The organism is Lapidilactobacillus mulanensis (genome assembly GCF_003946215.1).
Taxonomy (GTDB): Bacteria; Bacillota; Bacilli; order Lactobacillales; family Lactobacillaceae; genus Lapidilactobacillus; species Lapidilactobacillus mulanensis.
The window spans coordinates 1-25,346 of the sequence record NZ_RHOW01000021.1 but is presented as its reverse complement, the minus strand read 5'-3'; the positions used below and the strand labels follow the sequence as shown (position 1 = coordinate 25,346).

Sequence of the window (25,346 nt, the reverse complement as noted above, 5' to 3'; positions counted from 1 at the left end):
GTATAAATTAACCCGATTGTGAGGCTATCTTAATGAATATTTCTGAAATTCACGTTGGTGACCAATTGCGCGGTCACGTCAAAGAAGATATGGAACAAGACTTCATTGGTGAAGTCGAAAAGATTTACGAAAACTCTGTACTGATGCAGATTATTGAAAGCGACGAAATCGACAAGAGCAACGTTATCGAGCTCAACAATAAAATCGTCGTAAGCTGCCACAGCGTTTCGCCAGTTAAGCCACTGAAAAAAGCCAACTAATCCGAAAATAAATTCAGTTTAGCCGAGGACGCAGCAATGCCGTCCTCGGCTTTTTATGCACTTTTTTAAAGTGGGGTTATTATGCTACTTGCTGACAAAAACGCTTGAAGGCACGCGGATCATCGTATAATCCAGTGCATTATGACCCACGCGCATGCCCAAACCATTCAAGAATGTTGGCTTGTAAGTTGCGCGCACGGTTGCCACAAAGGCTTCGTATTTCTTATCGGCGTTCTTGATCATCTTCGATGGAAAACGATAAACGCGCGCACCGATCGTGATCGGATCTTCACCGGTCGCAATGCTGGCGTGAATGCTCTTCACTTGATATTGATTGCCTTGCGTCCAATACGTATACTTCTGGATCGGCGTTCTACCCTCGCCTTGTTCAACGGTCACGAAATAACCATTGCCCCCATTTGTTTGCAACACCAATGGCACGGTGGAATATTTGACGCTGACCAGATCTTGATCGGTCACGTCAACATGGCGGAAGAAAGTTTGATAGCTCATAAACCCTAGCCCACCGATAAAAATAGCGACCAGCAACAGATCGAGTAAAAACGTCGTGAAACTAAATGTCCGTCGTGTCATCACGATCATCTTAATGTGACGATGGCGAATATTCTGGACGATAAAAATCAGAAAAACCAATAAGATGAACCAAGCACCCAGCCCGATCCAATTCCATGCTGAATTCATTGCAAATCCTCCTGCGAATCTATAGCCAAATTATAACGTATTATCGAATTTCTTGCCTTACTTTTCGCCTTTTCTTAATAATTCATTTGCGCCTAAATAGCGTTTGCCATATGTGGCGTTCAAATACTGGTGGATCGCCACGATCATTCGCTTCGTCGAGGGCGCCTGTGCCTGCACCTTGTTGGTCACCAGACAGATCGTCCGGAAAAACGGTGTCGAGAAAGGAAACACGTGCACATCGCCACTTAATTTTTGTAGCGCTAATTCTGGTAAAATTCCTAAACCTAAGTCGCTGGCCACCATCGATAAAATGGATTGATCGTCGATCGAATAGGAAATCGAATTTGGCGTAACGTTATAACGGTCGAGTGCTTTTTTCGTATCGCCGTCATAATCGACCTTTTGTAAAATAAAGCGATGTTTGCCGATATCTTCTAAGGTCACGTGGGTTGAATCCTGCGGGGAAAAATTCGTCGGGGTCACACAATAAATGGGATCTTTCAAAAGTGGTTGGACAATTAAATTACTGGCAACCGGCAGCGCCGAAAAACAAATATCGATTCGACCTTGCTGAACCATCTGGTCGATTTCACGAAACGTCCCCTGTTCGATCGTGATCTCAATTTGCGGATACTGCTTACGAAAGGCACGAATGATCGGTGGTAGCCAATTGATGCAGACACTACTGAACGCGCCAATTCGAATCGTCCCCGAATTAACGCCCTGAATATCATCGGCAACTTGGCGCAATCGTGATTCCATATTTAAAATCGACTGCACGATCGGAAAAATCGTTTCGCCATCCGGTGTTAAGGTGACGCCGGTTCGATTGCGAATAAACAAGGGAAACCCGAGTTCACTTTCAAATTGTGTGATCGAATGACTGACCGCGCTCGGCGTCACATTTAACGCTTGCGCCGCTTGGTAAAACGTTTTGTAGGCAACAACTTGTGCAAAGACTTCGTACTGAAACACTGCCATTTATTGTGCTCCCTTAATTTAATCCAACTTTTTTTACAGTTTGTTGAATGAAATTCATTTTAGACTGAATAAGTTGAATTTTACTATTGTTCGAATTCAGTTTATCATAGAAGTGACGAAAAAAGAACGGAGGATGATCATGGATCAACCGCAATTAGCAACTCGCACAACACTCACTAGTCAAACTGGACTAGAAGATTTGATTCCCGATCTGACTGATGACACCATTTCTTTTGCGGGCGGCTTGCCCGACCCAGCGCAATTTCCTAAACAAGCCATCAGTGACAGTTTCCAACGTGTGCTCGCCAATAATGGCCTCGACGCGCTTCAATATCATAATGCAAAAGGCTACTTACCACTGCGCGAACAATTAGCTGAACGCCTCGACCAAGAAAATTATCAAGTAAACGCCGACCAAATTTTGTTGACCCAAGGTGCGCAACAGGGCTTGGATCTCGTCGCCAAATTGTTACTGAATAAAGGTGACCACGTTATCGTTGAAGCACCAACTTATGTAGGTGCGCTGGCCGCATTTGCCGCTTATGAACCGCACTATCACGAAATCCCGCTGGAATCAGATGGCATGGATCTCGTCCAGCTGAACAAAGTTTTACTTACTCAAAAAATTAAAATCATTTATACGGTCCCTAATTTTCAAAACCCGACTGGCATCGTCATGTCCTTGGCGAAACGTCAGCAATTAATCGAGCTGGCCAACCGTTATAACGTCATTATCCTCGAAGATGATCCCTATCACTATTTGCGGTTCGTCGGTGAAACACTGCCGTCATTGAAATCTCTCGACACACAAGGTCGCGTAATTTCGTTAGGGAGTTTTTCTAAAATTCTGGCACCAGGGTTGCGGATCGGTTGGCTTCTGGCTGCTGAACCGTTGCTCAAACAAATTCGTTATTTAAAAGACGGTGCGGATTTAGAATCGCCCACTTTGACTCAACAGGTCATCAGCGATTATTTGTTGCATAATGATTTCGATGCGCACTTAGAAGTTTTACGCAAAGACTATTTGCAAAAGCGGAACTGGATGTTGGCCGCTTTGAAACAGTACTTGCCCGCAGGCTTCAGTTATACTCAGCCAGAAGGTGGTTTTTTCTTGTGGTTGACTGGGCCGGCTGATTTAAATTTCGAGAAATTATTGCGTGAGCAAATCGCCCCGCAAGAGCATTTATTATACGTGCCTTCTACGCATCTTTATGCTAGTAATAGTGTACTGAATAGCGCACGGATCAGTTATGCGACTTATGACCAGGCAACGATCGATCTGGGAGTTTCTAAGCTTAGTCAGGCACTGGCGCGCGAAGTTTCTCATTCGCGGGCACAATAGTCAACGTTCGTTAGTTGGTTGGCGACGTGTGGAAAGACTCGGGTCTACCTTCGGCAGAAGTTGCTCCAGAAAATAGTGGGAGGTTGCTGTGGGGACGGCTGCAGGATTTCCAAAGGCCGGAAATTCTTCCGCCTAAAATATGAGCTCCGGAAAACCGTCGGATCTCATATTTTCCCATTTTGTAAATTCGCAAAACCCGCTCATTAACAAAATTACCACTGCAATCCCACTATTTTCTTCCGCAACTTCTACCTAAACTTATTGCGTTTAGGCTGGAATCTGAATAACAGGGTTCCTCAAGCATGATTGACATTGTCGCCTTTACTTTAAATAGTTGAACTAAAAAGTCGGAACGATAATCAAGTCCGCCTTTCGTCCTCTGCAAAACAGAGTTGCGGTGCAAATCAGTCGCACAGGACTAGACGTTGACTAGAGCCAGCACTATAAAACTGCCGAGATGAGTCAGAACGCGGAAGAAAAAGTTGCGACTCGCAGTGAAATTGTTCTTGCGGGACCAAATAATTTCCTAAATGTTCTCAGATGGGTTGACCAATAATTCAGTTACCACTCAAACCCAAGTCCCGCTAGAACAAGGGTGATCTTCAAGACTTTGCCGATTTTGCAAAGGCTTGAAGTCATCCCCACAGCGAGGCGCAACTATTTTCTGGAGCGTTCTGACGGAACCAAACTAAATCCAACCTCACGCGAACAAAGCCTTCACAAATAAAATTTTTTCAAAATAAATTAAACCATTCCCAAAAACGCCGACAACTAAATCTTGCCAGCGTTTTTTTAATTAATTAAAAAAAGTTGAAAATTAAAGAAAGCTTGTCAGAACAACGATACCATTTCTGGTATAGCCATTTACAAATAAGCACAAGATATTGTGTTTTCGACCGAACGACCGTATAATCAAAGTACGATCACAAACAGGTTGAACTATCAGCATTTCAACTTCAAAGCGCTCGCAAGTCACTAGCAGTTTATTTCCGCAATAATCGAAATTAATTGGAGGAATTCTCATGGATTCAAAAAAAGTTGTTTTATATACGCGCGATGGTTGTATGCAATGCAAGATGACCAAGCGTTATTTGCAAGAACATGACGTTAGTTATCAAGAAGTTAATATTAATCAGAGCCCTGAATCGGCTAATTATTTGCGCGAGAAGGGTTATCGTAGTGTGCCGATCGTTTTCCGGCAGGATGAGCAACCTATTATTGGTTTCCAACCGGCTGCCTTGAAAGGATTGGTCGGCTAATGGTTCAGGTAGCTTATTACTCGATTACGGGGCAGACGCAGCGTTTTATCGAGAAGACTGGTATAGACGCCTATGAAATCACCGACGCGGATCCATTTCATGAAATGGGCGCGCCTTTTATTTTAGTGATCCCGACTTACGATGATGACATGATGGATCCGGTGATCGATTTTCTCGGTTATCAATCCAATCACCGCGAACTCGTCGGGGTTGCTGGTGGCGGTAATCGCAATTTCAACGACTTATATATCCACAACGCCAAAGACATCGCGCAAGGATTGCACGTGCCGATTGTGTTCGACTTCGAATTCAACGGAACCATGGCCGATGTTAAAAAATTCAAGAAAGTGGTGCAAGAACTTGAGCTTAAAACAACTGAACATTAACGATGTCACCTATTTCAAACTCAACAACGAACTTAATCGCCCAGTCAACGGACAAATCCCACTGAATAAAGATCACGAAGCCTTGGCTGCTTTTCTGAAAGAAAACGTTGAGCCCAATACGAAAAAATTCGATTCGATCACCGCTAAAATCAATTGGTTGATCGCTGAAAATTATCTCGAGCCTGAATTCATCCACAAATATCAACCAGAATTCATCGCCGATCTCTATCAAGATTTATTGGCGCAGAAATTCACCTTCAAATCTTTCATGGCTGCTTATAAATTTTATAATCAATATGCCCAGAAGACGAACGATGGCGAATTTTATTTAGAAAATTTCGAAGAGCGGGTCTTGTTTAACGCCTTGTATTTCGCCGATGGTGACGAAAAGTTGGCACAACAACTTGCTAGTGAGATGATCCATCAACGTTATCAACCAGCAACGCCAAGTTTTCTTAACGCTGGCCGCAAACGCCGCGGTGAATTTGTTTCTTGTTTCCTGATCCAGATCACCGACGACATGAACAGTATCGGCCGCGGGATCAATAGTGCCTTGCAGCTTTCTCGTATCGGTGGCGGCGTTGGCATTACTTTGTCCAACTTACGCGAAGCCGGTGCGCCGATCAAGGGAATCACAGGCGCGTCAAGTGGCGTTTTACCGGTGATGAAATTATTGGAGGACAGTTTTTCCTACAGTAACCAACTCGGCCAGCGTCAAGGTGCCGGCGCCGTTTATCTGAACGTCTTCCACCCAGATATCGTTAGTTTCCTTTCTGCAAAAAAAGAAAATGCCGACGAAAAGATTCGGGTCAAGACGCTATCATTAGGCGTTATTGTGCCAGATAAATTTTACGAATTAGTGCGCGAAAATAAATCGATGCTTCTATTCAGTCCTTATGATGTGGAGCGCGAATATGGCGTGCCGTTTTCATACGTGGACATCACCAAAGAATACGATAAATTAGCGGCCAATCCGAAAATTAGACACTATCAAATTCAAGCGCGCGATCTCGAAAATGAAATCAGCAAGCTGCAACAAGAATCTGGTTATCCTTACATTCTCAACATCGATACTGTCAATCGCGACAATCCCATCGATGGCAAAATCATCATGAGTAATCTTTGTTCTGAAATTCAGCAAGTACAAGTACCTTCTATTCTCAATGAACGCCAAGAATACGAACAAATGGGCACTGACGTTAGCTGCAACTTGGGTTCAACGAATATTCTTAATTTGATGAAGAGCCCTGATTTCGGTCAGTCTGTCCGTACCATGACGCGCGCGTTAACCTTTGTTTCTGACAGTTCAGACATCGAATCTGTCCCTTCGATTGCTCATGGTAATCGCCTGAGCCATTCAATCGGCCTCGGCGCAATGGGTCTGCATACTTTTCTCGCGAAGAACCAAATGGCATACGGTTCGCCCGACTCCATCGAATTTACCAGCGTTTATTTCATGTTGTTGAATTACTGGACACTGGTCGAAAGTAATCAGATTGCTAAGGAACGCCACGAAACTTTCCATAATTTTGAAAAATCCGATTATGCGAATGGCCACTATTTCGACAAATATTTAGAAAATAGCTACCAACCAAAATCTGCGAAAGTTAAAGAACTGTTCGAAAACGTCTTTGTTCCTGGCCCCGACGAATGGAATGAACTGAAAATTGCCATTCAAAAAGATGGTCTCTACAATCAAAATCGTTTGGCCGTTGCGCCGACTGGTTCGATTTCATACATCAACGATACCAGTGCGAGCTTACACCCAATCACTCGTTTGATTGAAGAGCGGACTGAGAAGAAGAACGGTAAATTATATTTCCCAGCGCCACTGTTGGACAATATGACGCTGCCATTTTACAAGTCGGCTTATGACACCGACATGCGTAAGATCGTCGATATTTACGCGGCTGCGCAACAACATATCGATCAAGGAATGAGCATGACTTTCTTCCTGCGTTCGACAATGCCGAATGGTTTATACGAATGGAAAAAAGAACCAGAACAAACGACGCGTGATCTGAGTATTTTGCGGAATTATGCTTATTACAAAGGGATCAAGTCGATTTATTATGTGCGGACGTTTACGGATAACTCGCAGGAAATTGGTAGTAATGATTGCGAGAGCTGTATTATCTGATTCTGATTTAGATATGCGCGCATAAAGACCCTTTTATCTGCCTTCGGTCGAATTTGTTTCGGGAAATAGTGGACGAACACCGTGGGGACGGTTCCAGGATTTCCAAAGTACGGAAATTCTTCCACCTGCGATTCGAGCTTTTTGAAGACCACAAAAATCTCGAATGCGCCCCCTGCTGTAACCGAGCAAAAATCGCTCGCTAACACCAGTTTCACGGTGTGTCCACTATTTCCCTCCACAAATTCGGCCTAAACGCTGCAATCATGAGCGTTGATTCAAGTTGATTCAAATGAGTACATCTATAAAATTGCGATTCTATTTTAAGTAAAGCACAATGAGACACAAGTCAAGTTAAACCCTGTTATTCAAATTCTGAATTAAACTAGATTAGATTTAGGCAGCGGGTGTGACAGCTAGACAGAGTTGCAGTGACAATGGTGTTAATGAGCGGGTTTTGCGAATTTACAGCATGGATCGTATTTGAGATCTTGTGGTTTTGACAAGAGCTCAAATCGAAGCTCTAAGACTTTTGGTGATTTTGCAAAAGGCTTAGAGCGGTCCCACAGCAACTTCTGTCTAGCAGTCACACCCGCTGCCGGAACACGTTAACTAAACTCTATTCACCAAAGGAGCACACAATGGTTAAAACTTATTACAAAGCAATCAACTGGAATTCCGTCGAGGACGCAATCGACAAGGCAACTTGGGAAAAGTTGACCGAACAATTCTGGTTGGATACGCGAATTCCGCTTTCTAACGACTTGGATGATTGGCGCACGCTCAATGACACCGAGAAAAAAGTCGTCGACCACGTTTTCGGTGGGTTGACTTTACTCGACACGCTTCAATCACAAGACGGCATCGATCAACTACGCAAAGATATTCGCACGCCTCAGGAAACTGCCGTCTTTAATAACATCCAGTTCATGGAATCCGTTCACGCTAAGAGCTACTCGTCGATTTTTAGTACGTTATGTAGTGCCGATGAGATCGACGAAATTTTCGAGTGGACCGATCACAATGAATTCTTACAGAAAAAAGCTGAAAAAGTTAATGAGATCTATCAAAACGGGACGCCATTAGAGAAAAAAGTTGCCAGTGTCTTTTTGGAAACTTTCTTGTTCTATTCTGGTTTCTACACACCACTCTATTACTTAGGCAATAATAAACTCGCCAACGTTGCCGAAATCATCAAACTGATCATCCGCGACGAATCTGTTCACGGAACTTATATCGGTTATAAATTCCAGCTTGGCTTTAAAGAGCTCACAGAGGCCGAACAGGACCGTTTCAAGGATTGGATGTATAATTTACTGTACGATCTTTACGACAACGAGGAGCGCTATACAGAGGACTTATACGATGACATCGGTTGGACAGAGGACGTTAAAACTTTCTTGCGTTATAACGCCAACAAGGCACTGATGAACCTCGGTCAAAATCCACTCTTCCCTGATACTGCCGATGACGTGAATCCGATCGTCATGAACGGATTGTCGACAGGAACTGCCAATCATGATTTCTTCTCGCAAGTTGGGAATGGCTATTTACTCGGCCACGTTTCCGCGATGAATGATCAAGATTATGACATTGGTCGGAAATAAACCGGCTAACTTAACCTAATAATTGTACTTAAAAACGCAGCGATCACCAGATATTTTGGTGGCCGCTGTTTTGCTGGACGCAAATGTTGTAAACTATTATTATTCTTGAATACTAAAATTCGAAACGAGGACTTCCTAATGACATACGCAATGATCGGTACTTGGCAAATGGCACTCGATGGGGTGGCGCAAGGCTTACAGAAATTAGCGACTGGCGACACAAGTGGCAATGCGGTCGAAGTCGCGGTTCAGGCCGTTGAAAATGAACCCCATTTTAAATCGGTCGGCTTTGGTGGTCTACCGAACGCGGAGGGTGAAGTCGAAACTGACGCAGCCTTCATGGATGGCGACACTTTAGCAATCGGTGCGGTTGCTGGCCTCAAAGGCTTCGCAAATCCGATCAGCATTGCGCGACGTTTGAGTGACGAGCGCTTTAATAATTTTCTCGTTGGGGCTGGTGCTAGTCAATTCGCTGCTGAACAAGGATTCACCACGAAAAATATGTTGACGGCGGAATCGAAACAGGTTTGGGAAGAACGGGTCGCAGAAGTGAAGGCGAAAAATCTCAGTCCCTACGCCGGCCACGATACTGTCGGCATGATTGCCCTAGATGATCAGCGACAGATGACCGTCGGCACTTCCACCTCCGGCTTGTTTATGAAGCATCCTGGCCGCACCGGTGATTCTCCACTGCCTGGTGCTGGCTACTATGCAGATAGTCACATCGGCGCTGCAGCCGCTACAGGTTTAGGCGAAGACTTGATGAAACAACCTCTGAGTTACGAAATCGTCCGCTTGATGGGCACTGGCCTCTCCCCACAAGCCGCCTGTGATCAAGTCGTTTATCCGTTCATCAAGGAATTACGCGCTCGTTTCGGAAAGGCTGGCGAATTTTCTTACGTTGCGATGAACAACGCCGGTCAATGGGGCATTGCCACCAACGTTGAATTCACTTTTGCTGTCGGTGATGACCAACACCAGCCGCAAGTTTACATCGCCTATCCGAACGAAGACGTCACTGGCGCGAATTATCGATTACATGAAGAAAAATAACCGCAACGCTCCCGAACAATCCAAGTCTAAAAAATCGTCTCCTACGCGCCTGAGTGCCACTCTCTTGTTCTATCTGTGCGTCTCTGCGTGTTTTTTTCTCGCCAATTACCTCACGGGTACCACCATGGCGTTGAATTGGTCAGGTTTAGCTATTTATATGCCGGTTTTATTTGGTTTGTTTTATCTAGGCTATCTGCTTGCCTTGAAGTTGTTTTATCAATTCGGCTATCATCCACGGCCAGAACCAGTCGAGCTCGGCGGATATCGCGCAACACTTTCATTGCCGGTTTTCATCGCGGTGACACCGGAATTTGCATCATTGCGTCGTGCAATCAGTCGGCGTGTCCGATTTTTACAACTGCTCTTTAATTTGATCAAGCTGATTTTCTTATTGGCACTCATTTATGAGGTCGGCTATTTACTCCAGCATCTCACCAATTACATTCAAATCGGCTTTCTCGCTGTTGTGGCTATTTTAATTTTCGCAATCAACCCAATTCTCATCTGGTTTTTCAAGCGTCTCTTTCGACTCGACGTCATTGCGAAAGAATATGGACGGCCACTTTTCAATAACAAATTACTCCGAAGTTGACGTTTATTCAAAAATAATTGTCAGGTTTTACGCGTTTGATTCGTAATAGATAGTGTAGGCAATCATTGCCCTACAGTTGAGAAGCCAACTCCAAATTTGTTTCTCGATCGACCCGCCAAATAGTGACACCCATGTTAAAAACCGCTCTTCAAGTTTAATGACTTGAGAGGCGGTTTTTTGACCATGAATTTTTTGATTTTGCTTAAACAATTACAAAAAGACGGCGTGAAATTGATCAAGAATTAAACGCCGGCTAGATCTGACTGGGTTATTTTTTGCGGAGGTGTAATTCTGCGAGCTGATCATATTTCGACACGGCGACTAATTCCAGTCTAGTGGCATAGTCGCCCTCGGGGAAAAGTTGGATGCCAGATCCGAGTAGCACTGGTGCAATCTGGATCCACCACTCATCGATCAAATCTGCGGCCACCAAATCGGCCACGACTTGTCCACCACCAACGATCCAGATATTGCCACCTGATTGCGTCAACAATTCGCGGACCAACTGCACAGGCGATCCGTCGTAGTATCGCGCATCTTTTTCACCGCCATGACGCGTGCGCGAGAGCACATAATTAGTCATGCTGGGAAAAAGCGCGCTATCCGTTTCGGCGAGGCGCTTACTCACCTCGTAAGTTTTTCGCCCCATGACACTCGTATCGACCTGCTGGAAAAATTGCTCCGAATTAGCCGACTCGCCACCAGCCGTTTCAAGCAACCACTGTAAATTATGATCAGTCGTTGCTAAATAACCATCTAAAGAAATCGCACCATAGAATTGAACTTTACGCATAAAATCACCTCGATCACGCTACGGATTTTGTGAAGACGCTTGGAACAACTACCCAATACATCCTTGGCTTTGAACAAGATAATCAAGGATTCAACTCTCAAAAAAATCCCAAAATAATAAACAAATCGTTAATAAAACAGTTGCTGTTATCTACCAGTTGAACTCAAAAAATCAAATTGCAACATTTAACTTTGCAAAGGAACTTCTAATCGGTCAAGACCATGACCAACCTTTAGTGAATGATCGTGGTCCAAGAAGTCATCGTTTACGGAGATATTCCAGATAGCTGTGATCTTGCTTTACGAGTTAACGGCGGCTCTATGGAACCACGTTATCCTGACGGAAGTGTCATTTTTGTTAAACGTATTACCATATATTTGACGGACAAATGGTTGTAGCAACTTTGAGTGGAAAAAGCTTTGTCAAGACAATCAGGATCAACCGACACGGTTGTGAATTAGTCTCACTAAATAAAAAAATACACCCCGATTAAAGTCAATGAAGACGATGATTTCGAGTAATTGGGACAGTACTGTGATTTTTTACATCAAATCGCTCGTCACCATACTGAAAATAATCATGAAAGTTATATCAATCGAATAATCGTGGATGGGATTATTTAAATACTTGGATAATCGAATTTATAAATTGCTTAATAATAATTATTATACCAATACTTCCCGCAATCACACCAAAAATAGAAGTTACTATAACAACGCCTCTATTCGTATTCTTGTTGAGGAAACTCAATGAATCTCCTTTTGTATCAAAATCTTGTAATTAAAAGTGAGCAAGATTTAAATTCTTTTTGCTTGCGTTTAGTAATGCTTGCACATCAATTGGCGCCAAAATATCAGAATAAACATGCCCATTAAGAGTGGCAATGTTTAATACAAAATAAGAATTATTCTCACTAGTTATTTTTATACTTTTCTCTATTTTACGAGGCTGAAGATTCATTGCCTTCACATTAGAGAAATCATAAGAAATGTACTGACTATCATCATCCAAAAACTCAATGACTGTCAAATAAATAATTCGATGTGTAGTAATTACTAACAATCGGTTTCCTCTTAAATCAGAGAATTCATTGAGATATCTTTTTGATTCTTGCGACTTTGGAATGTACATCCCAGTATAGCCCGCTGAACCAAAACCAGAGTTTTTTGAGTTCGTTAACGGTATAAAACAAGTAATTGCTTCTTCATCTTTTTTTAGGGCTATTGTTTTCGCCACAACCAATCTAAGCAATCCCAATGAAGATTCACCTTTTTCAGCAGCTTTTAACCCACCGCTTATTTTATCAGGATCTTCACCTAATAATTTATTAACGTCTTCAAAAAAACTTACAAATTCATTTTCATTCACGCTTTCATCTCCGTTTTTAAATGAAAATCGCTCAAAATCAATTGTCCTATTGTATCAGTAAAACAAGATCTGAACCTTTCCAATAATTTTATTTGTTTTTCGTTCTGTAATTTCTACAACAATTCTTGATTGCTTTTTTAAAAGTCCATACTCATCAAACAACATGTCCGAATCTTCACTCTTAGTTCCATCTGCTGTGGCATTCAACTCAAAATCATTCATTAATATTCTTCCGATAGCGTTTTCTTTACATGATCACTGTATCACTATCCGATGAATTGTAAATGTTTTTTCAATTCATTATAAAATAAATTACCCTCTTCCAATTCAATAAATCTCTTTTAATCATAATTCTAGATAATATAACGGCAAATGGTCGAAGTGATGCCAGAATATCAAAGAAACTTCAAACACTTTTTTCGGTAATGCAGTCTTATGATGTAATGGGCTCTCACCATTAGATTTTATTTGATTCCTGAAAAACTATAATATTTATTTAGCAAAGTGCCAGACCAATTTTGATCTAAATCAAGAATCCATCGTTAATAGTTGAGAATAAGCGGAAAGTTCATTTTGAAGTAATTCATTAACGGCAATTTCTAGGTGATATTTAAAATGAGGTCTAAATCTTGATTCTAAGCTAGTGTTATATCAATTTCTTTGGTAAATTGATTCATTGGAAAGCCTCCTGTGATGTTTGTTTAGATGCTAACTATTATAAGGAATAGGCTTCCCTTCTTTTATTCCCCACTAATTGTCAAATTAAGTGCAACAAAGAGCTGATTCACTAGCTAGAAAAAACGCCTTTTCGAGTAAGCGGACTTTATTTCTTCGTCCGTTCACCCGAGAAGGCGTTTATTTTTATCGTCTATTTATAAATTATTTCTTGCGTTTACTATCGGCTTTCAGCGCGCTAACTAATTCCTTGATCTCGTCAATACGGGATGTGACATTTTTCACCCGCATATTGGGAAAACTATTCAGTAAGCGACGTTGACCATAACTCAAGTTAGATAAACGCTCGGCCAACTTGGGATTGGCCTGCAGACGTTGTTCCCAACTTTGCTGCAAATTTTGCTTGAGCTCGTCGGCATCGGTCGCCAAATTTTGCTTGCTTTCCTCGATGGCCAGGTTGAGTTTCTCCATGCGCTGCCGGAATGATTGTAGGTTGGCTAGCGTAAAGCCGAAATCGAAGGCCGTTAAGGCGATCAAGATGACTGGCAGCAACAAGCCAAAGGTCACCCCCGCCCAATCTACCCATGCCAAAACTTTCGGTTGGACAAATTCGACGATCAACACACAACAGATCCCCCAAAAAATCGAAATGGGCAAGGCAACGCGTCCCTGCAAATTTAGGGGCACATTTTCATAGTTCCACCATTTCGTATGAAATAATTTTTCCAAAAGTAAGCCCGTGAAATACTCGAGGATGGTCACCACGATCGTCGCTGAAATAAAGAGTAAAAGAATATTATCTTGCCACGGTCGCAACAAATATAAAACGGCTAGAACCGCAAATCCATAAATCGGCGTGATCGGTCCGACTAAAAAGCCGGTATCGACAAATTTATGTCGCTTAAACGCAGCCAGACTAGTTTCCCACAGCCAGCCAATTAAGCCATAGACAAAAAATTGCATCGTCACTTCAAAACAAGGTTTCGGATTCATTATTTCTCCGTCTTAGTCGTTTTCTTTGTCGTCGCGCGCTTACGAGTCGTTTTAGGCTTGTCACTCGTTGCAGATTTTTTAGCGGCGGTGGTTGTCGGTTTCTTAGCAGCTTTAGTTGTGGTTGCCTTTTTAGCAGTGGTCTTTTTGGTGGTTGTTTTCTTAGTCGTCGCTTTCTTGGTTGTGGCGGCTTTCTTGGTTGTGGCGGCTTTCTTGGTCGTCGTCTTTTTACGCGTTGTGGTTTTTTTGGTTGTTTTCTTCTTAGCCGCGACTTTTTTAGCCATCTCTGTTGTTGCGGCAACAGGTTTAGGCGCAGGCGGATTCTTAAACGTCTCTTCGATCAACGCCCATTTCGCAGCTAACATTTCGGCTAATTGAGCTGCAGAAATTTCCGCATCACTATTGGCTAGGAAATCGATATGCAACTTCGAAACGTTAATAAATTCTGAGCGCGTCACCAAATAAATTTTCAGCGTGACCGGCGCCGCTTCGTCAGTGAAGAATTGATTGACCTTTTTCGCATCCACCATCGGTAAATTAACGGGGCTCATTTCCAAGCTGAAAGTCGCAGCCGGTTCGGTGGTGATTTCATAGCTAGAAAAACCGATGCGGCCTTCATCGAGCAATGTTTGCAGTGACGTGATCAGCGCCGTTGCCAATTGTTGAAATCCGGCCGCGTCCAACTCGAATTTGCCAGTGACTTCGCGCTGTTCTGGTTCATTTTCTTTAAGATAAGCTTGATATTGTTCGACTGATAATTCCATGATCAGACTCTCCTTGTATTATGCTGAGTTAATCATAACATAGCTCGGGGAAAATTGAATTTAAAAGCTGTGAAAACCGGCTTGTATTTACAAGTGATAAAATCCTATCCACCTTCGGCGGAATGCTCCAGAAAACAGTGGCTGTTAGACTGTGGGGACGTTTCAAGCCAATTGAAAATCAAATTGTCTTGAAGCTCGAAATCGCCCATGCTGTAAGGTGACCAAAAACGGGTCACCAACAGCATTTTCACAGTAACAGCCGCTGTTTTCTTCCGCATTCTGCCTATTCTACTGCAGCTTTGAGTAGAATTTAATGTGGTGCGACTGGTTTTGTAGTGAAACTTTATTTTTTTGGTAACGAAAGGCCAATGTGCAAATCAGACCAGAAAATTTGAACGTTACTTTTTTTATTTTTGAGTATCTATTTAAGATTTAAAACCAACCCCAGTTATTTCCAGTTAGGCTCTAAACTAATTCAAGTTGAGGCCGTTGCTGGTTGGTGGCAGGGACACTCACAGTGCTAATGTTGTTAATGAGCGGTTTTCGCGAATTTACAACATGGGCGTCTTTGAAGATTTTTCCGTGTTTTTGGGAAAAAGCTTCAAAGCGAGCCGGAAGACAATTTGGGTTTCAATTGCCTGCAGGCGTCCCCACTCCGAGTTGTCCCTGCCACCAATCAGCAACGGCCGGAACTAACTTGCAATATAAGTTATGATTAATAATAAATTTTTAGCCACCCACAACACGGGCGTCTTTGAAGATTTTTCCACGCCTTTCGGAAAAAGCTTCAAAGCGAGCCGGAAGACAATTTGGTTTTCAATTGCCTGCAGGCGTCCCCACTCCGAGTCGTCCCTGCCACCAACCAGCAACGGCCGGAAGCAGTCTATGGATCTTTGATTATTCCTGTACCATTTTCCCTTCGATAACACTTTAAGCTATAATAAGAACATACGTTTATTTTTTCATTGGGAGGTGACATGATGACAAAACCACAACGGATCGGCATTCGCGAATTGATCGAGTTCACGCTGAAATCCGGCGACCTAACTTCGCAAACCAGCAGCAATCACACCGCATTAGAAGGCGCGCGCATCCACCGCCGCTTACAGAAAAAAGCCGGTCCTGATTATCAAAAGGAAATCTACCTCGCCTACGAAACGAAGTTGGATGAACAAGACTTCAAAATCGACGGGCGTGCGGATGGCGTCATCATCGATCCCGACACGCACGAAATTCTCGTCGATGAAATTAAAACTTCCGAACCCGACTTCGCCGATTTAACCCAAGATGCGCTGACTCGCTATTGGGGACAGGCTAAATTTTACGCTTGGATCCTCGCCGAGCAGGAAAAAGTCGATCATGTCACTGTTCAACTCACTTATTTCCAAACCACCACCGAAATCATCACTCAGAAACAACAATTATGTACTCATGAAGAATTGTCCGCATTCGTTCAGAAAGTTTTGAAAGAATATGAATTCTGGTTACATTTGCGTTCTGAATGGCAATCAAAACGCAACGAGGCGGCCACAAAAGTCACTTTTCCCTATGCAGATTTTCGTGAAGGTCAGCGCCAATTCGCCGGGATCGTTTACAAGACCATTTCTGCCCACAAAATTTTATTGACGGAAGCCCCCACTGGCACCGGGAAAACGATCGCCACACTTTTTCCAACCATCAAAGCTTTCGCCGACCAACAAGTGCAACGGGTCTTCTATTTAACGGCGAAAACCAGCACACGAATGGTCGCCGAAGCTGCATTGACCGACCTTCGTAATTGTGGCGCCCGTTTAAAAAGTGTGACGATCACCGCCAAAGATAAAATTTCATTTCCGATTCCAGAAGGCTACGCCGCGGGACATTCGCCCTACACTGACGGCTACTACGATCGCAATAAAGACGCGCTCAAAGACCTGTTCGAACACGAAGATCAATGGAATCGTGCCACCATTGAAACTTACGCCAAAAAATGGACGATCGATCCGTTCGAATTCAGTTTGGACGCCAGTTTATTTGCCGACGTCATTATCGGCGATTACAATTATTTGTTCGATCCGCAAGTTTATTTACAACGCTTTTTCGCCAATCCGCAACCCGGCAATGTTTTCTTGATCGACGAAGCACACAACTTAGTCAGCCGCTCGCGAGAAATGTACAGCGCCGAATTAACCGAAGCCCCGTTGAAACAAATCGAACGCCAAATTCGCGGCCAAAAAACCGCCGCCATTGCCGAATTGCGCAAAGCACTCAAACCCATTAAAAATAGTTTTAAAATTTTACCCGAAATGTTGCCTGAACCCAACTTAGAAGAACAGGTCATCGCAGAACCCGACGAAGATTTCATCACCGGCTTTTATCTCGGTCTGGAAGCTTTGGGAACTTGGATTGCCAAGAACGATGGCACGCCGGTTCACGAGGCCGTCTTAGATTACTTCTTCTCATTCAACAGTTTTCTGAAAATTTATGATTTTTATGGTGACAATTACCGCACGATCATTAAAACAAACCCCACGCTGACCATTTCGCTGCGTTGTTTAGATCCCAGCAAGTTTTTGCAAGACTGTTTACACAAAGGCGATGCGACTGTGCTTTTTTCGGCAACGCTGACGCCACTCACTTATTATCAAGAAACGCTTGCCGCCAACGACGAGAATTCATTGCTCTACCGCATGACCTCGCCTTTCCCACCGCAAAATCAGCATTTATTGATCACCAATTACATCCAGACAACCTACGCACAACGCGCCAATAACCTCCCGAAAATCGTTCAAGCCCTTGAAGCCATGATTACAGGAAAAATGGGCAATTACTTGATTTTCCTGCCTTCATACGCCTACTTATCCGAAGTAGCGACGGCATTCGCGCAAAAATATCCAACCACAAAAATCATTCAGCAAGAAAGTACGAATAATGAGGAAAGTCGCCAAGAATTTCTCGCCAATTTTCAAACGCACCCGCAAGAGACGCTGGTAGGATTTGCCGTCTTAGGGGGCGCGTTTGCGGAGGGCATCGATTTAAAAAGTGATCGATTGATCGGCGTCGCAATCATTAGCGTCGGTTTACCAGGACTGAGTTTGGAAAACAATTTATTGCGCGACTACTATCAAGAAAAGAACCACCAGGGATTCGAATATGCTTATCAGCTACCGGGTTTCAATAATGTGTTGCAGGCAGGCGGGCGATTGATTCGCGACGTGGCTGATCGTGGCGTAATTTTGTTGATCGATCAACGTTTTGCGAGTCGCCGTTATCAACGGCTATTTCCGCCGCACTGGCAGTTGCAGCATCAAGTTCGCAATGCGGATGAGTTGAAGGACTCGCTGAGCTTGTTTTGGAACGCGATTGATTCTGACTGATGTAAAAATTAATCTACCTCCGGTCGAAAGCGCTGGGGCGGGCAGGTCTGTTGCTGTGGGACCGCTCTCCGCTTTTCCAAGGGCGGGAAAAGCTCCGAGCTTCGATTTGAGCTTTTGCATAGACCGCAAAATCTCGAATCGATCCACCATGTAAGGCGGGGAAAAACATCCCGCCAACATGGTTGTCACTGCCACGACTGCCTCCCCCAGCACTTTCGACCTAAACGTATTTGATTTGGCGTAGGATTTGAATAGATGGTTTCCTGAAAGTTTGATTATCAAGGTAGCCTTTGTTCTGAATAACTAAATAATAAAAGCGATGAATTTCAGATCTGCGCAAAATAACACACGACAAATTTTAAAATGGGCGCTGATTAGTCTTAAAAGCCCATAATAAAGCTCTTTAGGTGTATCTTGCGCCTATTTTTAAATTTGTCGTGTATCCAGATTACCAATTTTCATTTTACGGCTTTAAAAAAATATTGTTTGGAATAGAAATGTAATTTAAATATCCAACACTAACCATTATCGAGCTCTTCCGAATAGACGAGGCGAAATTTGTGGTGGGAACTGGGAATGCAGTGGCATTTCTGTTAACGAGTGGTCTTTACGAGTTTACAGAAAGGGGAAATGTGAGATCTTCCCGATTTTGGAAGAGCTCATATTTCAGGTGGAAGAATTTTCCGTACTTTGGAAAATCCTGCAGCCGTCCCCACAGCAGTTTCCCAGTTCCCACCACAAATTTTGCCGGAACCACACTAAATTCGTAATGGTTTATGTTTGCATTTGTTTTTAGCTTACTTTACATTAGTAACTGTAGGGGGAGAAATCCCAGGAGGTTATCATCATGACAAATGTTATTATTTTAGGCGCACACGGACAGATTGCCCGCCTCGCCACAGAACAATTAGTCGCGCAGAAAGATGTGCAATTGAGTCTATTTTTACGCCACGCAACTCGTTTACAATCGGCCAATACTGGCGATGCAAAAATTATCGACGGTGATGCTGCCAAGGTTAGTGATTTAACCAAGGCTTTCGCGGGCGTTGATATCGTTTATGCCAATTTAGCTGGCGGTAATATTGAACAACAAGCTAAGCGTGTTGTTGAAGCCATGGATCAAACTGGCGTCAAACGTCTGATCTGGGTTTCAACTTTGGGTATTTACGACGAAGTTCCTGGCAAATTTGGCGAATGGAATCATCAAATGCTCGATGATGGTTACTTGCCAACCTACGCGGCTGCGGCTAAGGTGATCGAGGATTCCGATTTGGATTACACGATCATTCGTCCGGCTTGGTTGGACAATAAGGATGAAGTCGATTATGAAATCACGCAAAAGGGCGAAGACTTTAAGGGGACTGAAGTTTCCCGTAAAAGTATTGCCACTTATATCGTTCATTTGATCAACGCGCCTCACGAACAGATCCGCCATTCTGTTGGCGTCAACAAGCCGAACACAGACAGTGACAAGCCTGCTTGGTATTAATTTTAGATGAACCCTCAATCTTGGCTTTTATGCCAAAATTGAGGGTTCACTTCAATCTCCAACGCAAACTTACAAAATTGATTTAAAAATTATGAATTGAAAAGAGAAGCTACCATGACTGACTATCATTTTTTAAAACCATTTACCTTTGCCCACAAAAATATCACGTTGAAAAATCGCATTGTCATCCCGCCAATGACTGAACGGATGGCCTTTGAAGATGGCAGCGTGACTAGTGATGAGATTGCTTATTACGCGAAACATTCTGGTGGCGTCGGCCTGTTTATTACCGGTGTTGCCAACGTCAACGACCTTGGCAAGGGATTCGAAGGCGAGCTCAGTGTCGCCGACGACCGCTTTATTCCCGGCTTATCTCGATTGGCTAGCGCAATTAAAAAAGACGGCACCAAAGCCGTCTTACAAATTTTCAGTGCCGCAGAATGTCTAATTCTAAAATTCTACGCGGTCAACAACCAGTCAGTGCGAGCGCCATAGCGGCGTTACGATCTGATTCAGAAACACCGCGGGCTTTGACTAAAGATGAAATTTTACAAACGATCAAAGATTTCGGTCAGGCCACTCGACGTGCGATCCAAGCTGGATTTGATGGTGTCGAATTGCACGGTGCCAACACGTATTTGATGCAACAATTTTTCTCACCGCATTCTAACCGTCGTACCGACGATTGGGGTGGCGACATCGATAAGCGCATGCGTTTCGGGCTGGCGGTTATCGCCGAAGCACAGCGGATCATCAGCCAATATGCGCAACGCCCATTTATTCTCGGCTACCGAATTTCACCAGAAGAGCTCGAAACACCTGGGATCAGATTCGACGATACGCTGAAATTTATCGACGTTTTAAAAGACCAACCCATCGACTACTTGCACATTTCACTCGGTCACGTTTGGCAGACCTCGTTAAACGACCATAGTGCCACCACACCGCTCAATGAACAAATCAAGGCTCGTTTACAAGGCAAGCTGCCAATGATCGTTGTGGGCGCTATTAAGACGCCTGACGAGGCAGAAAAAGTCGCTGACAGTTTCGATTTGGTCGCATTGGGTCATGAAAGCATCGCTGAACCAAACTGGGTCGAAAAAGTTGAACATCACGATGAAACCAGCATTCGCTACGCCATTTCGCCAGATGATCTCGACGAATTAGGCATCCAGCCACCATTCTATTCATTTTTATTAGGCATGGGTGGCCCAACTTCGGTGCCATTGACGACTGCCACTAACAAACCGGCTTAACTAGGCCGAATATATTTGCTGACATAAATAAACTTTGATGCTATAATCAAGCTATCTTAAATCAGAAACGAGGGATCCTTCCGTTGAGAATCTAAATTTATTCTTTAAACAAGTCGTGCTATAAAAACAAGTCTGATCAGCCAACCAGCTGACCAACAATTTTTATGGCGAAAACTCGTTTTCAGAATCAGTTTAGACCACTCGCGGGATGGGTCTCTTTTTGTGTCTTAAAACCTGTGGCTAAGCGCATTTTAAACGTGTTCTCAGCCATTGAAAGTTGCGGTTAACTTGAGACAGCTGAAATCCAAAAAAAGGATTTGAGTCTGTCTCGGAGTTAATCCTCGTTTTCAACCCATGCCTGTTCACACTCTGATTCTGAATTCGGTCACACATAGAAACGAGGTATTTTTATGTCTAATATCGAAATCAAAAATTTAACTTTTGGCTACAACAATCAAGGTACCCTTTTATTCAACCACGCGAATTTAAATATCGATGCCACTTGGAAGCTAGGTTTGATTGGTCGTAACGGCCGTGGAAAAACAACATTGCTGAAGATTCTTCAGGATCAACTAGAATATCGTGGCGAAATTATCCACCAGCTCCATTTCAATTACTTTCCACAAACCATCGCTGACAAAACGCAACTCACTTTCTACGCGTTGCAAGAAATTTCTGACGCGGAGCAATGGCAAATCGAACGCGAACTCAATTTGCTCGGCGTTGATCCCGATATCTTGTGGCGCAGCTTCGACAGTCTTTCCGGCGGCGAGCAAACTAAAGTCATGTTGGCGTTATTGTTCATCGACGAGAATAATTTCCCGCTGATCGACGAGCCCACGAACCATCTAGATATCAACGGCCGCCAACAAGTCGCGGAATATTTGCAAAAGAAACACCAGGGATTCATTGTCGTCAGTCATGACCGCCATTTCGTGGATCAAGTCAGTGACCACATCATGTCGATCGAAAAGAATAAAATTCTGCTGTATCAGGGAAACTTCGCCACTTATGAAGCCGAGAAAAAACTCAGCGATGACTTCGAGCGCGATCAGAATGAAAAATTGAAGAAAGATATCGGTCGTCTGAAACAAAGCGCCGCAGAAAAATCGAAGTGGTCGTTTTCTAAAGAAGGCGAAAAATGGGGTAATCCTAATGAACCCGGCAGTAAAGTCGCCGGTAAAGGTGCAATCGGTGCCCGCGCCGCTCGCGTGATGAAACGGTCGAAGAATATAGAACACCGCATGGAAAACGAGATCACCGACAAAGAAAGTTTGTTGAAAAACATTGAATACATCGATCCCCTAGCCATGGATTTTCAGCCGACACATCACCAAAGATTATTGACCGTCAAAAATTTGCAACTAGGCTATGAACAGGATTGGTTATTCCAACCGATTTCTTTTGAGCTCGAACGTGGGCAACGATTGGCGATCATCGGTCCCAATGGCGCGGGAAAATCATCGATCATTCAAGTTTTGTTGAATCAATTTACGGGGTCTGTCACGGGCAACGTTGATCAACCACAAAATTTGAAAATCAGCTACGTTCGTCAAAACTATGAAGATAATCGAGGCACGTTAACCGATTTTGCAGAAAATAACCACCTAAATCGCGAGGATTTTCTGAATAATCTGCACAAATTAGGAATGGAGCGCAATGTTTTCGATAACAAAATCGAAGAGATGAGCATGGGTCAGCGTAAAAAAGTTGAATTAGCGGAATCGTTGTCGCAACCTGCCGAACTTTATATTTGGGATGAGCCGCTGAATTATCTGGATATTTTCAACCAGGAACAATTAGAAAAGTTAATTCTGTCGGTGCAGCCAACAATGCTGATCGTTGAACACGACCAGGAATTTATTTCGAAGGTGACTACTGAACAAGTTGTTCTTAGACGGGATTAAAACGCTGCAGTACATTGATAACTGCAGCTTGAATTTGCGGAAGAGAATGAACAGCTCACTTGTGGGGACGGCTGCAGGATTTCCAAAGACCGGAAATTCTTCCGCCTAAATTTGGAGCTCTTGCAAAAAGCGCAAGATCTCCGAATTTCCCATGCTCTAAGCGACGGTGGATCATGTCGCTAAGAGCATTATCACAGTGTGCTGTTCATTCTCTTCCGCAAATTCTGTGGGTCTATTCTGGCAAACAGATTTGAATTCTGAACTGGACTTTCTCCCGTACAAAGTTTTTATGAGCAACATAAATATTTGGTGGCAAAATATCCAATGTGATCATATTTCTCGCAACAAAGCAATCGGCGTTGAAATCAAATTATTCCTACAAGCCCAGTTCTTCCCAGTTCACCGCTAAACCAATTCCAATTTAGGTCGCGGCTGCGTGGGGCAAGTGACGACACTGTGAAACTGGTGTTGCGACAGGGCCATCGTCGCTTACAGCAGGGGCGTATTTCGAGCTTTTTCTCAGGAGCTGGGTTTGGCGACGGAGAAAAAGCTCGAAATCGAGGTGGAAGAATTTTCCCTGAACTTGGGAAAACTCTGGAACCGTCCCCACAGTAGTCTGTCACTTGCCCCGCGCAGCCGCGACCGAAGGTAGTCGAAATATTTTTCCGCACCCTGTTTCTTTTCTGTACTACTAAATTATTTTCTGTATCAGTTTACGCTTGTGATATTTTCTGAAACTTTTAGATAGTTAATCGATTTTTAGCGCTATCATTCTGAACAAACTCTCCCAAATAGCTGGCATGATTGCTGTTATCATGAGTATTGCTTGCTTTACATCTGTTTTCATAAGCCTTACAGTATAATTGAAAACATTTATGAAATGGGATGGATGCAATGGCAACAGCGACAAGTACAGAAACAGCAGATGTAACTGAGACAATCAACGACTTAGTTAGTCGCGGGGTCGCGGCTTTCAAGCAATATCAAAATTTCAGTCAGGAACAAGTCAATCAAATTTGTGAGACGATCGTTCGGACAGCAACGAGCCACGCCAAAGAACTCGCAATTTTGGCACGCAAAGAAACTGGTCGTGGTAATTCCGAAGACAAGGCAATCAAGAATATTTACGCAAGCCAATACATTTGGAATGAAATCAAAGATCACAAAACGGTTGGCGTGATCGAGCGCGATCGCATCAATCGCCTCGAAAAAATTGCCGAACCTTTAGGCGTGATCGCCGGCGTTACGCCTGTCACCAACCCAACCTCTACCGTTATTTTTAAAATTTTATTAGCTTTGAAAACACGCAATGCGATCATCTTCGGTTTGCATCCACAGGCTCAGGAATGTGGGAGTGCAACTTGTCGCCTACTTTCAGACGCCATCGAAAAAGTTGGTGCGCCCAAGAATCTGATTCAGTGGATCCATCAACCCAGTATCGAAGCGACTTCTGCATTGATGAACCACCCACAAGTCAATCTTGTTTTGGCAACCGGCGGTCCTAGCATGGTCAAAGCAGCCTACTCGACCGGCAAACCAGCCATGGGTGTTGGTCCCGGTAACGCGCCAGCTTACATCGAAAAAACCGCGGACGTTAAAAACGCTGTCGACGATATCATGATGTCAAAAACTTTCGATAATGGCATGATCTGTGCTTCTGAAAACAGTATCATTATCGATCGCGAAATTTACAATCAAGTGAAAACAACTTTCGAAGAACAAGGCGCTTATTTTGTAAAACCTGCTGACGTTGAAAAGCTCAGCGCAACCGTGATCGATCCACAACGTCACACGGTTCGTGGTCCGATCGCTGGACAATCTGCAGAACGCATCGCAGAAATCGCCGGCATCGAAGTTCCGAAGGGCACTAAATTATTGATTGCGGAAATCAACGGCATCGGGGTTAATTTCCCACTTTCTGGCGAGAAACTTTCACCCGTGCTATCGCTGTATATTTCCAACAATACCAAGGCGGCGTTCAACATCTGCCTCGGCTTGCTCAACTATGGTGGCTTGGGTCACACCGCGGTTATTCACAGCACCGATAAAAATGTGATCGAACAATTTGGCGAGCAAATGCCAGCCTGCCGGATTTTAGTGAACACCCCCGGATCATTAGGTGGTATTGGCGGACTCTTCAACAAACTCACCCCCTCATTAACGCTAGGCACAGGTTCATACGGCAATAATTCCATCTCCCACAACTTAACCGACATGGATCTCCTCAACATTAAAACCGTCGCAGAAGCAACAAGACGCCCCCACGAACTCATCAACGAACTACGGGACATCATCACAGGCTAGCTGTGAGGCGAGACGTTTTGAAATGATTGGCTAAGCGATAATAACTAAAATCTTGGTCCCCGAATTGTCAAATCAAGTGCAACACTACTGATCTATTCTTATAAATTGGTATAGTTAGTCGTCTA

The 25,346-nt window shown here is 43.6% G+C and carries 21 protein-coding genes and 1 pseudogene; 15 read left to right on the top strand and 7 right to left on the bottom strand.

Features of this window, described 5'->3' with window-relative positions:
- Positions 1–32 precede the first annotated feature (32 nt).
- Positions 33–260 (top strand): DUF2187 domain-containing protein, encoded by a 228-nt coding sequence (locus EKM67_RS06595; RefSeq protein ID WP_125578241.1) that lies wholly within the window; start codon positions 33–35, stop codon positions 258–260.
- Positions 261–344: 84 nt separating this feature from the next.
- Here EKM67_RS06595 and EKM67_RS06590 read toward each other — a convergent pair whose 3' ends face one another.
- Together EKM67_RS06590 and EKM67_RS06585 are read right to left on the bottom strand one after the other, a co-directional pair.
- Positions 345–962: an LVIS_2131 family protein gene (locus tag EKM67_RS06590; RefSeq protein ID WP_125578240.1), complete on the bottom strand. Its 618-nt coding sequence runs from the start codon at positions 960–962 to the stop codon at positions 345–347.
- 57 nt (positions 963–1,019) lie between these two features.
- On the bottom strand, positions 1,020–1,943 hold the full coding sequence (locus tag EKM67_RS06585) for a LysR family transcriptional regulator (RefSeq protein ID WP_125578239.1): 924 nt from the start codon (positions 1,941–1,943) through the stop codon (positions 1,020–1,022).
- A gap of 139 nt (positions 1,944–2,082) precedes the next feature.
- Between EKM67_RS06585 and EKM67_RS06580 the strand changes: the two genes are divergently transcribed.
- From EKM67_RS06580 to EKM67_RS06550, 7 genes are all read left to right on the top strand, one after another.
- Positions 2,083–3,285: an aminotransferase-like domain-containing protein gene (locus EKM67_RS06580; RefSeq protein ID WP_164506597.1), complete on the top strand. Its 1,203-nt coding sequence runs from the start codon at positions 2,083–2,085 to the stop codon at positions 3,283–3,285.
- Positions 3,286–4,307: 1,022 nt separating this feature from the next.
- Complete coding sequence (gene nrdH, locus EKM67_RS06575) at positions 4,308–4,544, top strand: glutaredoxin-like protein NrdH (RefSeq protein ID WP_125578237.1); 237 nt, start codon at positions 4,308–4,310, stop codon at positions 4,542–4,544.
- Complete coding sequence (gene nrdI, locus EKM67_RS06570) at positions 4,544–4,930, top strand: class Ib ribonucleoside-diphosphate reductase assembly flavoprotein NrdI (protein WP_125578236.1); 387 nt, start codon at positions 4,544–4,546, stop codon at positions 4,928–4,930. Before nrdH ends, nrdI begins: the two co-directional genes overlap by 1 nt.
- Positions 4,905–7,070, top strand: coding sequence for a class 1b ribonucleoside-diphosphate reductase subunit alpha (gene nrdE / locus EKM67_RS06565; RefSeq protein ID WP_125578235.1), 2,166 nt, complete (start codon positions 4,905–4,907; stop codon positions 7,068–7,070). Before nrdI ends, nrdE begins: the two co-directional genes overlap by 26 nt.
- A 638-nt stretch (positions 7,071–7,708) precedes the next feature.
- Positions 7,709–8,674 carry a class 1b ribonucleoside-diphosphate reductase subunit beta gene (nrdF, locus tag EKM67_RS06560; RefSeq protein ID WP_125578234.1) on the top strand — a complete coding sequence of 322 codons (966 nt, stop codon included), beginning with the start codon at positions 7,709–7,711 and terminating at the stop codon, positions 8,672–8,674.
- A 138-nt stretch (positions 8,675–8,812) separates the two neighbouring features.
- The gene (locus EKM67_RS06555; protein WP_125578233.1) at positions 8,813–9,727 is read left to right on the top strand and encodes a N(4)-(beta-N-acetylglucosaminyl)-L-asparaginase; all 915 of its coding nucleotides are present in this window, start codon (positions 8,813–8,815) and stop codon (positions 9,725–9,727) included.
- Between the two features lie 124 nt (positions 9,728–9,851).
- Complete coding sequence (locus EKM67_RS06550; RefSeq protein ID WP_125578232.1) at positions 9,852–10,319, top strand: hypothetical protein; 468 nt, start codon at positions 9,852–9,854, stop codon at positions 10,317–10,319.
- Positions 10,320–10,587: 268 nt separating this feature from the next.
- On the opposite strand, the gene EKM67_RS06545 is transcribed toward EKM67_RS06550, so the two are convergent.
- Positions 10,588–11,112 carry a dihydrofolate reductase family protein gene (locus tag EKM67_RS06545; protein ID WP_125578231.1) on the bottom strand — a complete coding sequence of 175 codons (525 nt, stop codon included), beginning with the start codon at positions 11,110–11,112 and terminating at the stop codon, positions 10,588–10,590.
- Between the two features lie 239 nt (positions 11,113–11,351).
- Between EKM67_RS06545 and EKM67_RS11005 the strand changes: the two genes are divergently transcribed.
- Both EKM67_RS11005 and EKM67_RS11000 read left to right on the top strand, forming a co-directional pair.
- Entirely contained in the window at positions 11,352–11,510 is a 159-nt protein-coding gene (locus EKM67_RS11005; RefSeq protein ID WP_125578230.1) for a S24 family peptidase, read from the top strand.
- Entirely contained in the window at positions 11,486–11,605 is a 120-nt protein-coding gene (locus EKM67_RS11000; RefSeq protein WP_379894578.1) for a S24 family peptidase, read from the top strand. The genes EKM67_RS11005 and EKM67_RS11000 overlap by 25 nt, the downstream gene beginning before the upstream one ends.
- Before the next feature lie 287 nt (positions 11,606–11,892).
- On the opposite strand, the gene EKM67_RS06535 is transcribed toward EKM67_RS11000, so the two are convergent.
- The 4 genes from EKM67_RS06535 to EKM67_RS06525 all read right to left on the bottom strand — a co-directional run bounded on the left by EKM67_RS06535 (position 11,893) and on the right by EKM67_RS06525 (position 14,909).
- Entirely contained in the window at positions 11,893–12,480 is a 588-nt protein-coding gene (locus EKM67_RS06535) for a PH domain-containing protein (protein WP_125578229.1), read from the bottom strand.
- A 54-nt stretch (positions 12,481–12,534) separates the two neighbouring features.
- The gene (locus EKM67_RS10785; protein ID WP_164506595.1) at positions 12,535–12,702 is read right to left on the bottom strand and encodes a hypothetical protein; all 168 of its coding nucleotides are present in this window, start codon (positions 12,700–12,702) and stop codon (positions 12,535–12,537) included.
- Between the two features lie 657 nt (positions 12,703–13,359).
- Positions 13,360–14,148 carry a putative ABC transporter permease gene (locus tag EKM67_RS06530; RefSeq protein WP_125578228.1) on the bottom strand — a complete coding sequence of 263 codons (789 nt, stop codon included), beginning with the start codon at positions 14,146–14,148 and terminating at the stop codon, positions 13,360–13,362.
- Complete coding sequence (locus EKM67_RS06525) at positions 14,148–14,909, bottom strand: hypothetical protein (protein WP_125578227.1); 762 nt, start codon at positions 14,907–14,909, stop codon at positions 14,148–14,150. The genes EKM67_RS06530 and EKM67_RS06525 overlap by 1 nt, the downstream gene beginning before the upstream one ends.
- 980 nt (positions 14,910–15,889) lie before the next feature.
- Between EKM67_RS06525 and EKM67_RS06520 the strand changes: the two genes are divergently transcribed.
- The 5 genes and pseudogenes from EKM67_RS06520 to EKM67_RS06500 all read left to right on the top strand — a co-directional run bounded on the left by EKM67_RS06520 (position 15,890) and on the right by EKM67_RS06500 (position 25,221).
- The gene (locus tag EKM67_RS06520; protein WP_225417330.1) at positions 15,890–18,265 is read left to right on the top strand and encodes an ATP-dependent DNA helicase; all 2,376 of its coding nucleotides are present in this window, start codon (positions 15,890–15,892) and stop codon (positions 18,263–18,265) included.
- Between the two features lie 847 nt (positions 18,266–19,112).
- Positions 19,113–19,754 carry an SDR family oxidoreductase gene (locus EKM67_RS06515; protein WP_125578225.1) on the top strand — a complete coding sequence of 214 codons (642 nt, stop codon included), beginning with the start codon at positions 19,113–19,115 and terminating at the stop codon, positions 19,752–19,754.
- A 114-nt stretch (positions 19,755–19,868) separates the two neighbouring features.
- A pseudogene (locus EKM67_RS06510) lies at positions 19,869–21,010 on the top strand (NADH-dependent flavin oxidoreductase).
- 410 nt (positions 21,011–21,420) lie between these two features.
- A complete protein-coding gene (locus EKM67_RS06505) occupies positions 21,421–22,917 on the top strand; it encodes an Lsa family ABC-F type ribosomal protection protein (protein WP_125578224.1) in 1,497 nt (498 codons plus the stop codon).
- 894 nt (positions 22,918–23,811) lie between these two features.
- The gene (locus EKM67_RS06500) at positions 23,812–25,221 is read left to right on the top strand and encodes an aldehyde dehydrogenase family protein (protein WP_125578223.1); all 1,410 of its coding nucleotides are present in this window, start codon (positions 23,812–23,814) and stop codon (positions 25,219–25,221) included.
- Positions 25,222–25,346 lie beyond the last annotated feature (125 nt).

What these genes read in the sequence shown, in the direction of transcription:
- EKM67_RS06595 (WP_125578241.1), top strand. Translation starts at nt 33, where the DNA reads ATGAATATTTCTGAAATTCACGTTGGTGACCAATTGCGCGGTCACGTC.
- EKM67_RS06590 (WP_125578240.1), bottom strand. Translation starts at nt 962, where the DNA reads ATGAATTCAGCATGGAATTGGATCGGGCTGGGTGCTTGGTTCATCTTA.
- EKM67_RS06585 (WP_125578239.1), bottom strand. Translation starts at nt 1,943, where the DNA reads ATGGCAGTGTTTCAGTACGAAGTCTTTGCACAAGTTGTTGCCTACAAA.
- EKM67_RS06580 (WP_164506597.1), top strand. Translation starts at nt 2,083, where the DNA reads ATGGATCAACCGCAATTAGCAACTCGCACAACACTCACTAGTCAAACT.
- nrdH (WP_125578237.1), top strand. Translation starts at nt 4,308, where the DNA reads ATGGATTCAAAAAAAGTTGTTTTATATACGCGCGATGGTTGTATGCAA.
- nrdI (WP_125578236.1), top strand. Translation starts at nt 4,544, where the DNA reads ATGGTTCAGGTAGCTTATTACTCGATTACGGGGCAGACGCAGCGTTTT.
- nrdF (WP_125578234.1), top strand. Translation starts at nt 7,709, where the DNA reads ATGGTTAAAACTTATTACAAAGCAATCAACTGGAATTCCGTCGAGGAC.
- EKM67_RS06555 (WP_125578233.1), top strand. Translation starts at nt 8,813, where the DNA reads ATGACATACGCAATGATCGGTACTTGGCAAATGGCACTCGATGGGGTG.
- EKM67_RS06550 (WP_125578232.1), top strand. Translation starts at nt 9,852, where the DNA reads ATGGCGTTGAATTGGTCAGGTTTAGCTATTTATATGCCGGTTTTATTT.
- EKM67_RS06545 (WP_125578231.1), bottom strand. Translation starts at nt 11,112, where the DNA reads ATGCGTAAAGTTCAATTCTATGGTGCGATTTCTTTAGATGGTTATTTA.
- EKM67_RS11005 (WP_125578230.1), top strand. Translation starts at nt 11,352, where the DNA reads ATGATCGTGGTCCAAGAAGTCATCGTTTACGGAGATATTCCAGATAGC.
- EKM67_RS10785 (WP_164506595.1), bottom strand. Translation starts at nt 12,702, where the DNA reads ATGAATGATTTTGAGTTGAATGCCACAGCAGATGGAACTAAGAGTGAA.
- EKM67_RS06530 (WP_125578228.1), bottom strand. Translation starts at nt 14,148, where the DNA reads ATGAATCCGAAACCTTGTTTTGAAGTGACGATGCAATTTTTTGTCTAT.
- EKM67_RS06525 (WP_125578227.1), bottom strand. Translation starts at nt 14,909, where the DNA reads ATGGAATTATCAGTCGAACAATATCAAGCTTATCTTAAAGAAAATGAA.
- EKM67_RS06520 (WP_225417330.1), top strand. Translation starts at nt 15,890, where the DNA reads ATGACAAAACCACAACGGATCGGCATTCGCGAATTGATCGAGTTCACG.
- EKM67_RS06515 (WP_125578225.1), top strand. Translation starts at nt 19,113, where the DNA reads ATGACAAATGTTATTATTTTAGGCGCACACGGACAGATTGCCCGCCTC.
- EKM67_RS06505 (WP_125578224.1), top strand. Translation starts at nt 21,421, where the DNA reads ATGTCTAATATCGAAATCAAAAATTTAACTTTTGGCTACAACAATCAA.
- EKM67_RS06500 (WP_125578223.1), top strand. Translation starts at nt 23,812, where the DNA reads ATGGCAACAGCGACAAGTACAGAAACAGCAGATGTAACTGAGACAATC.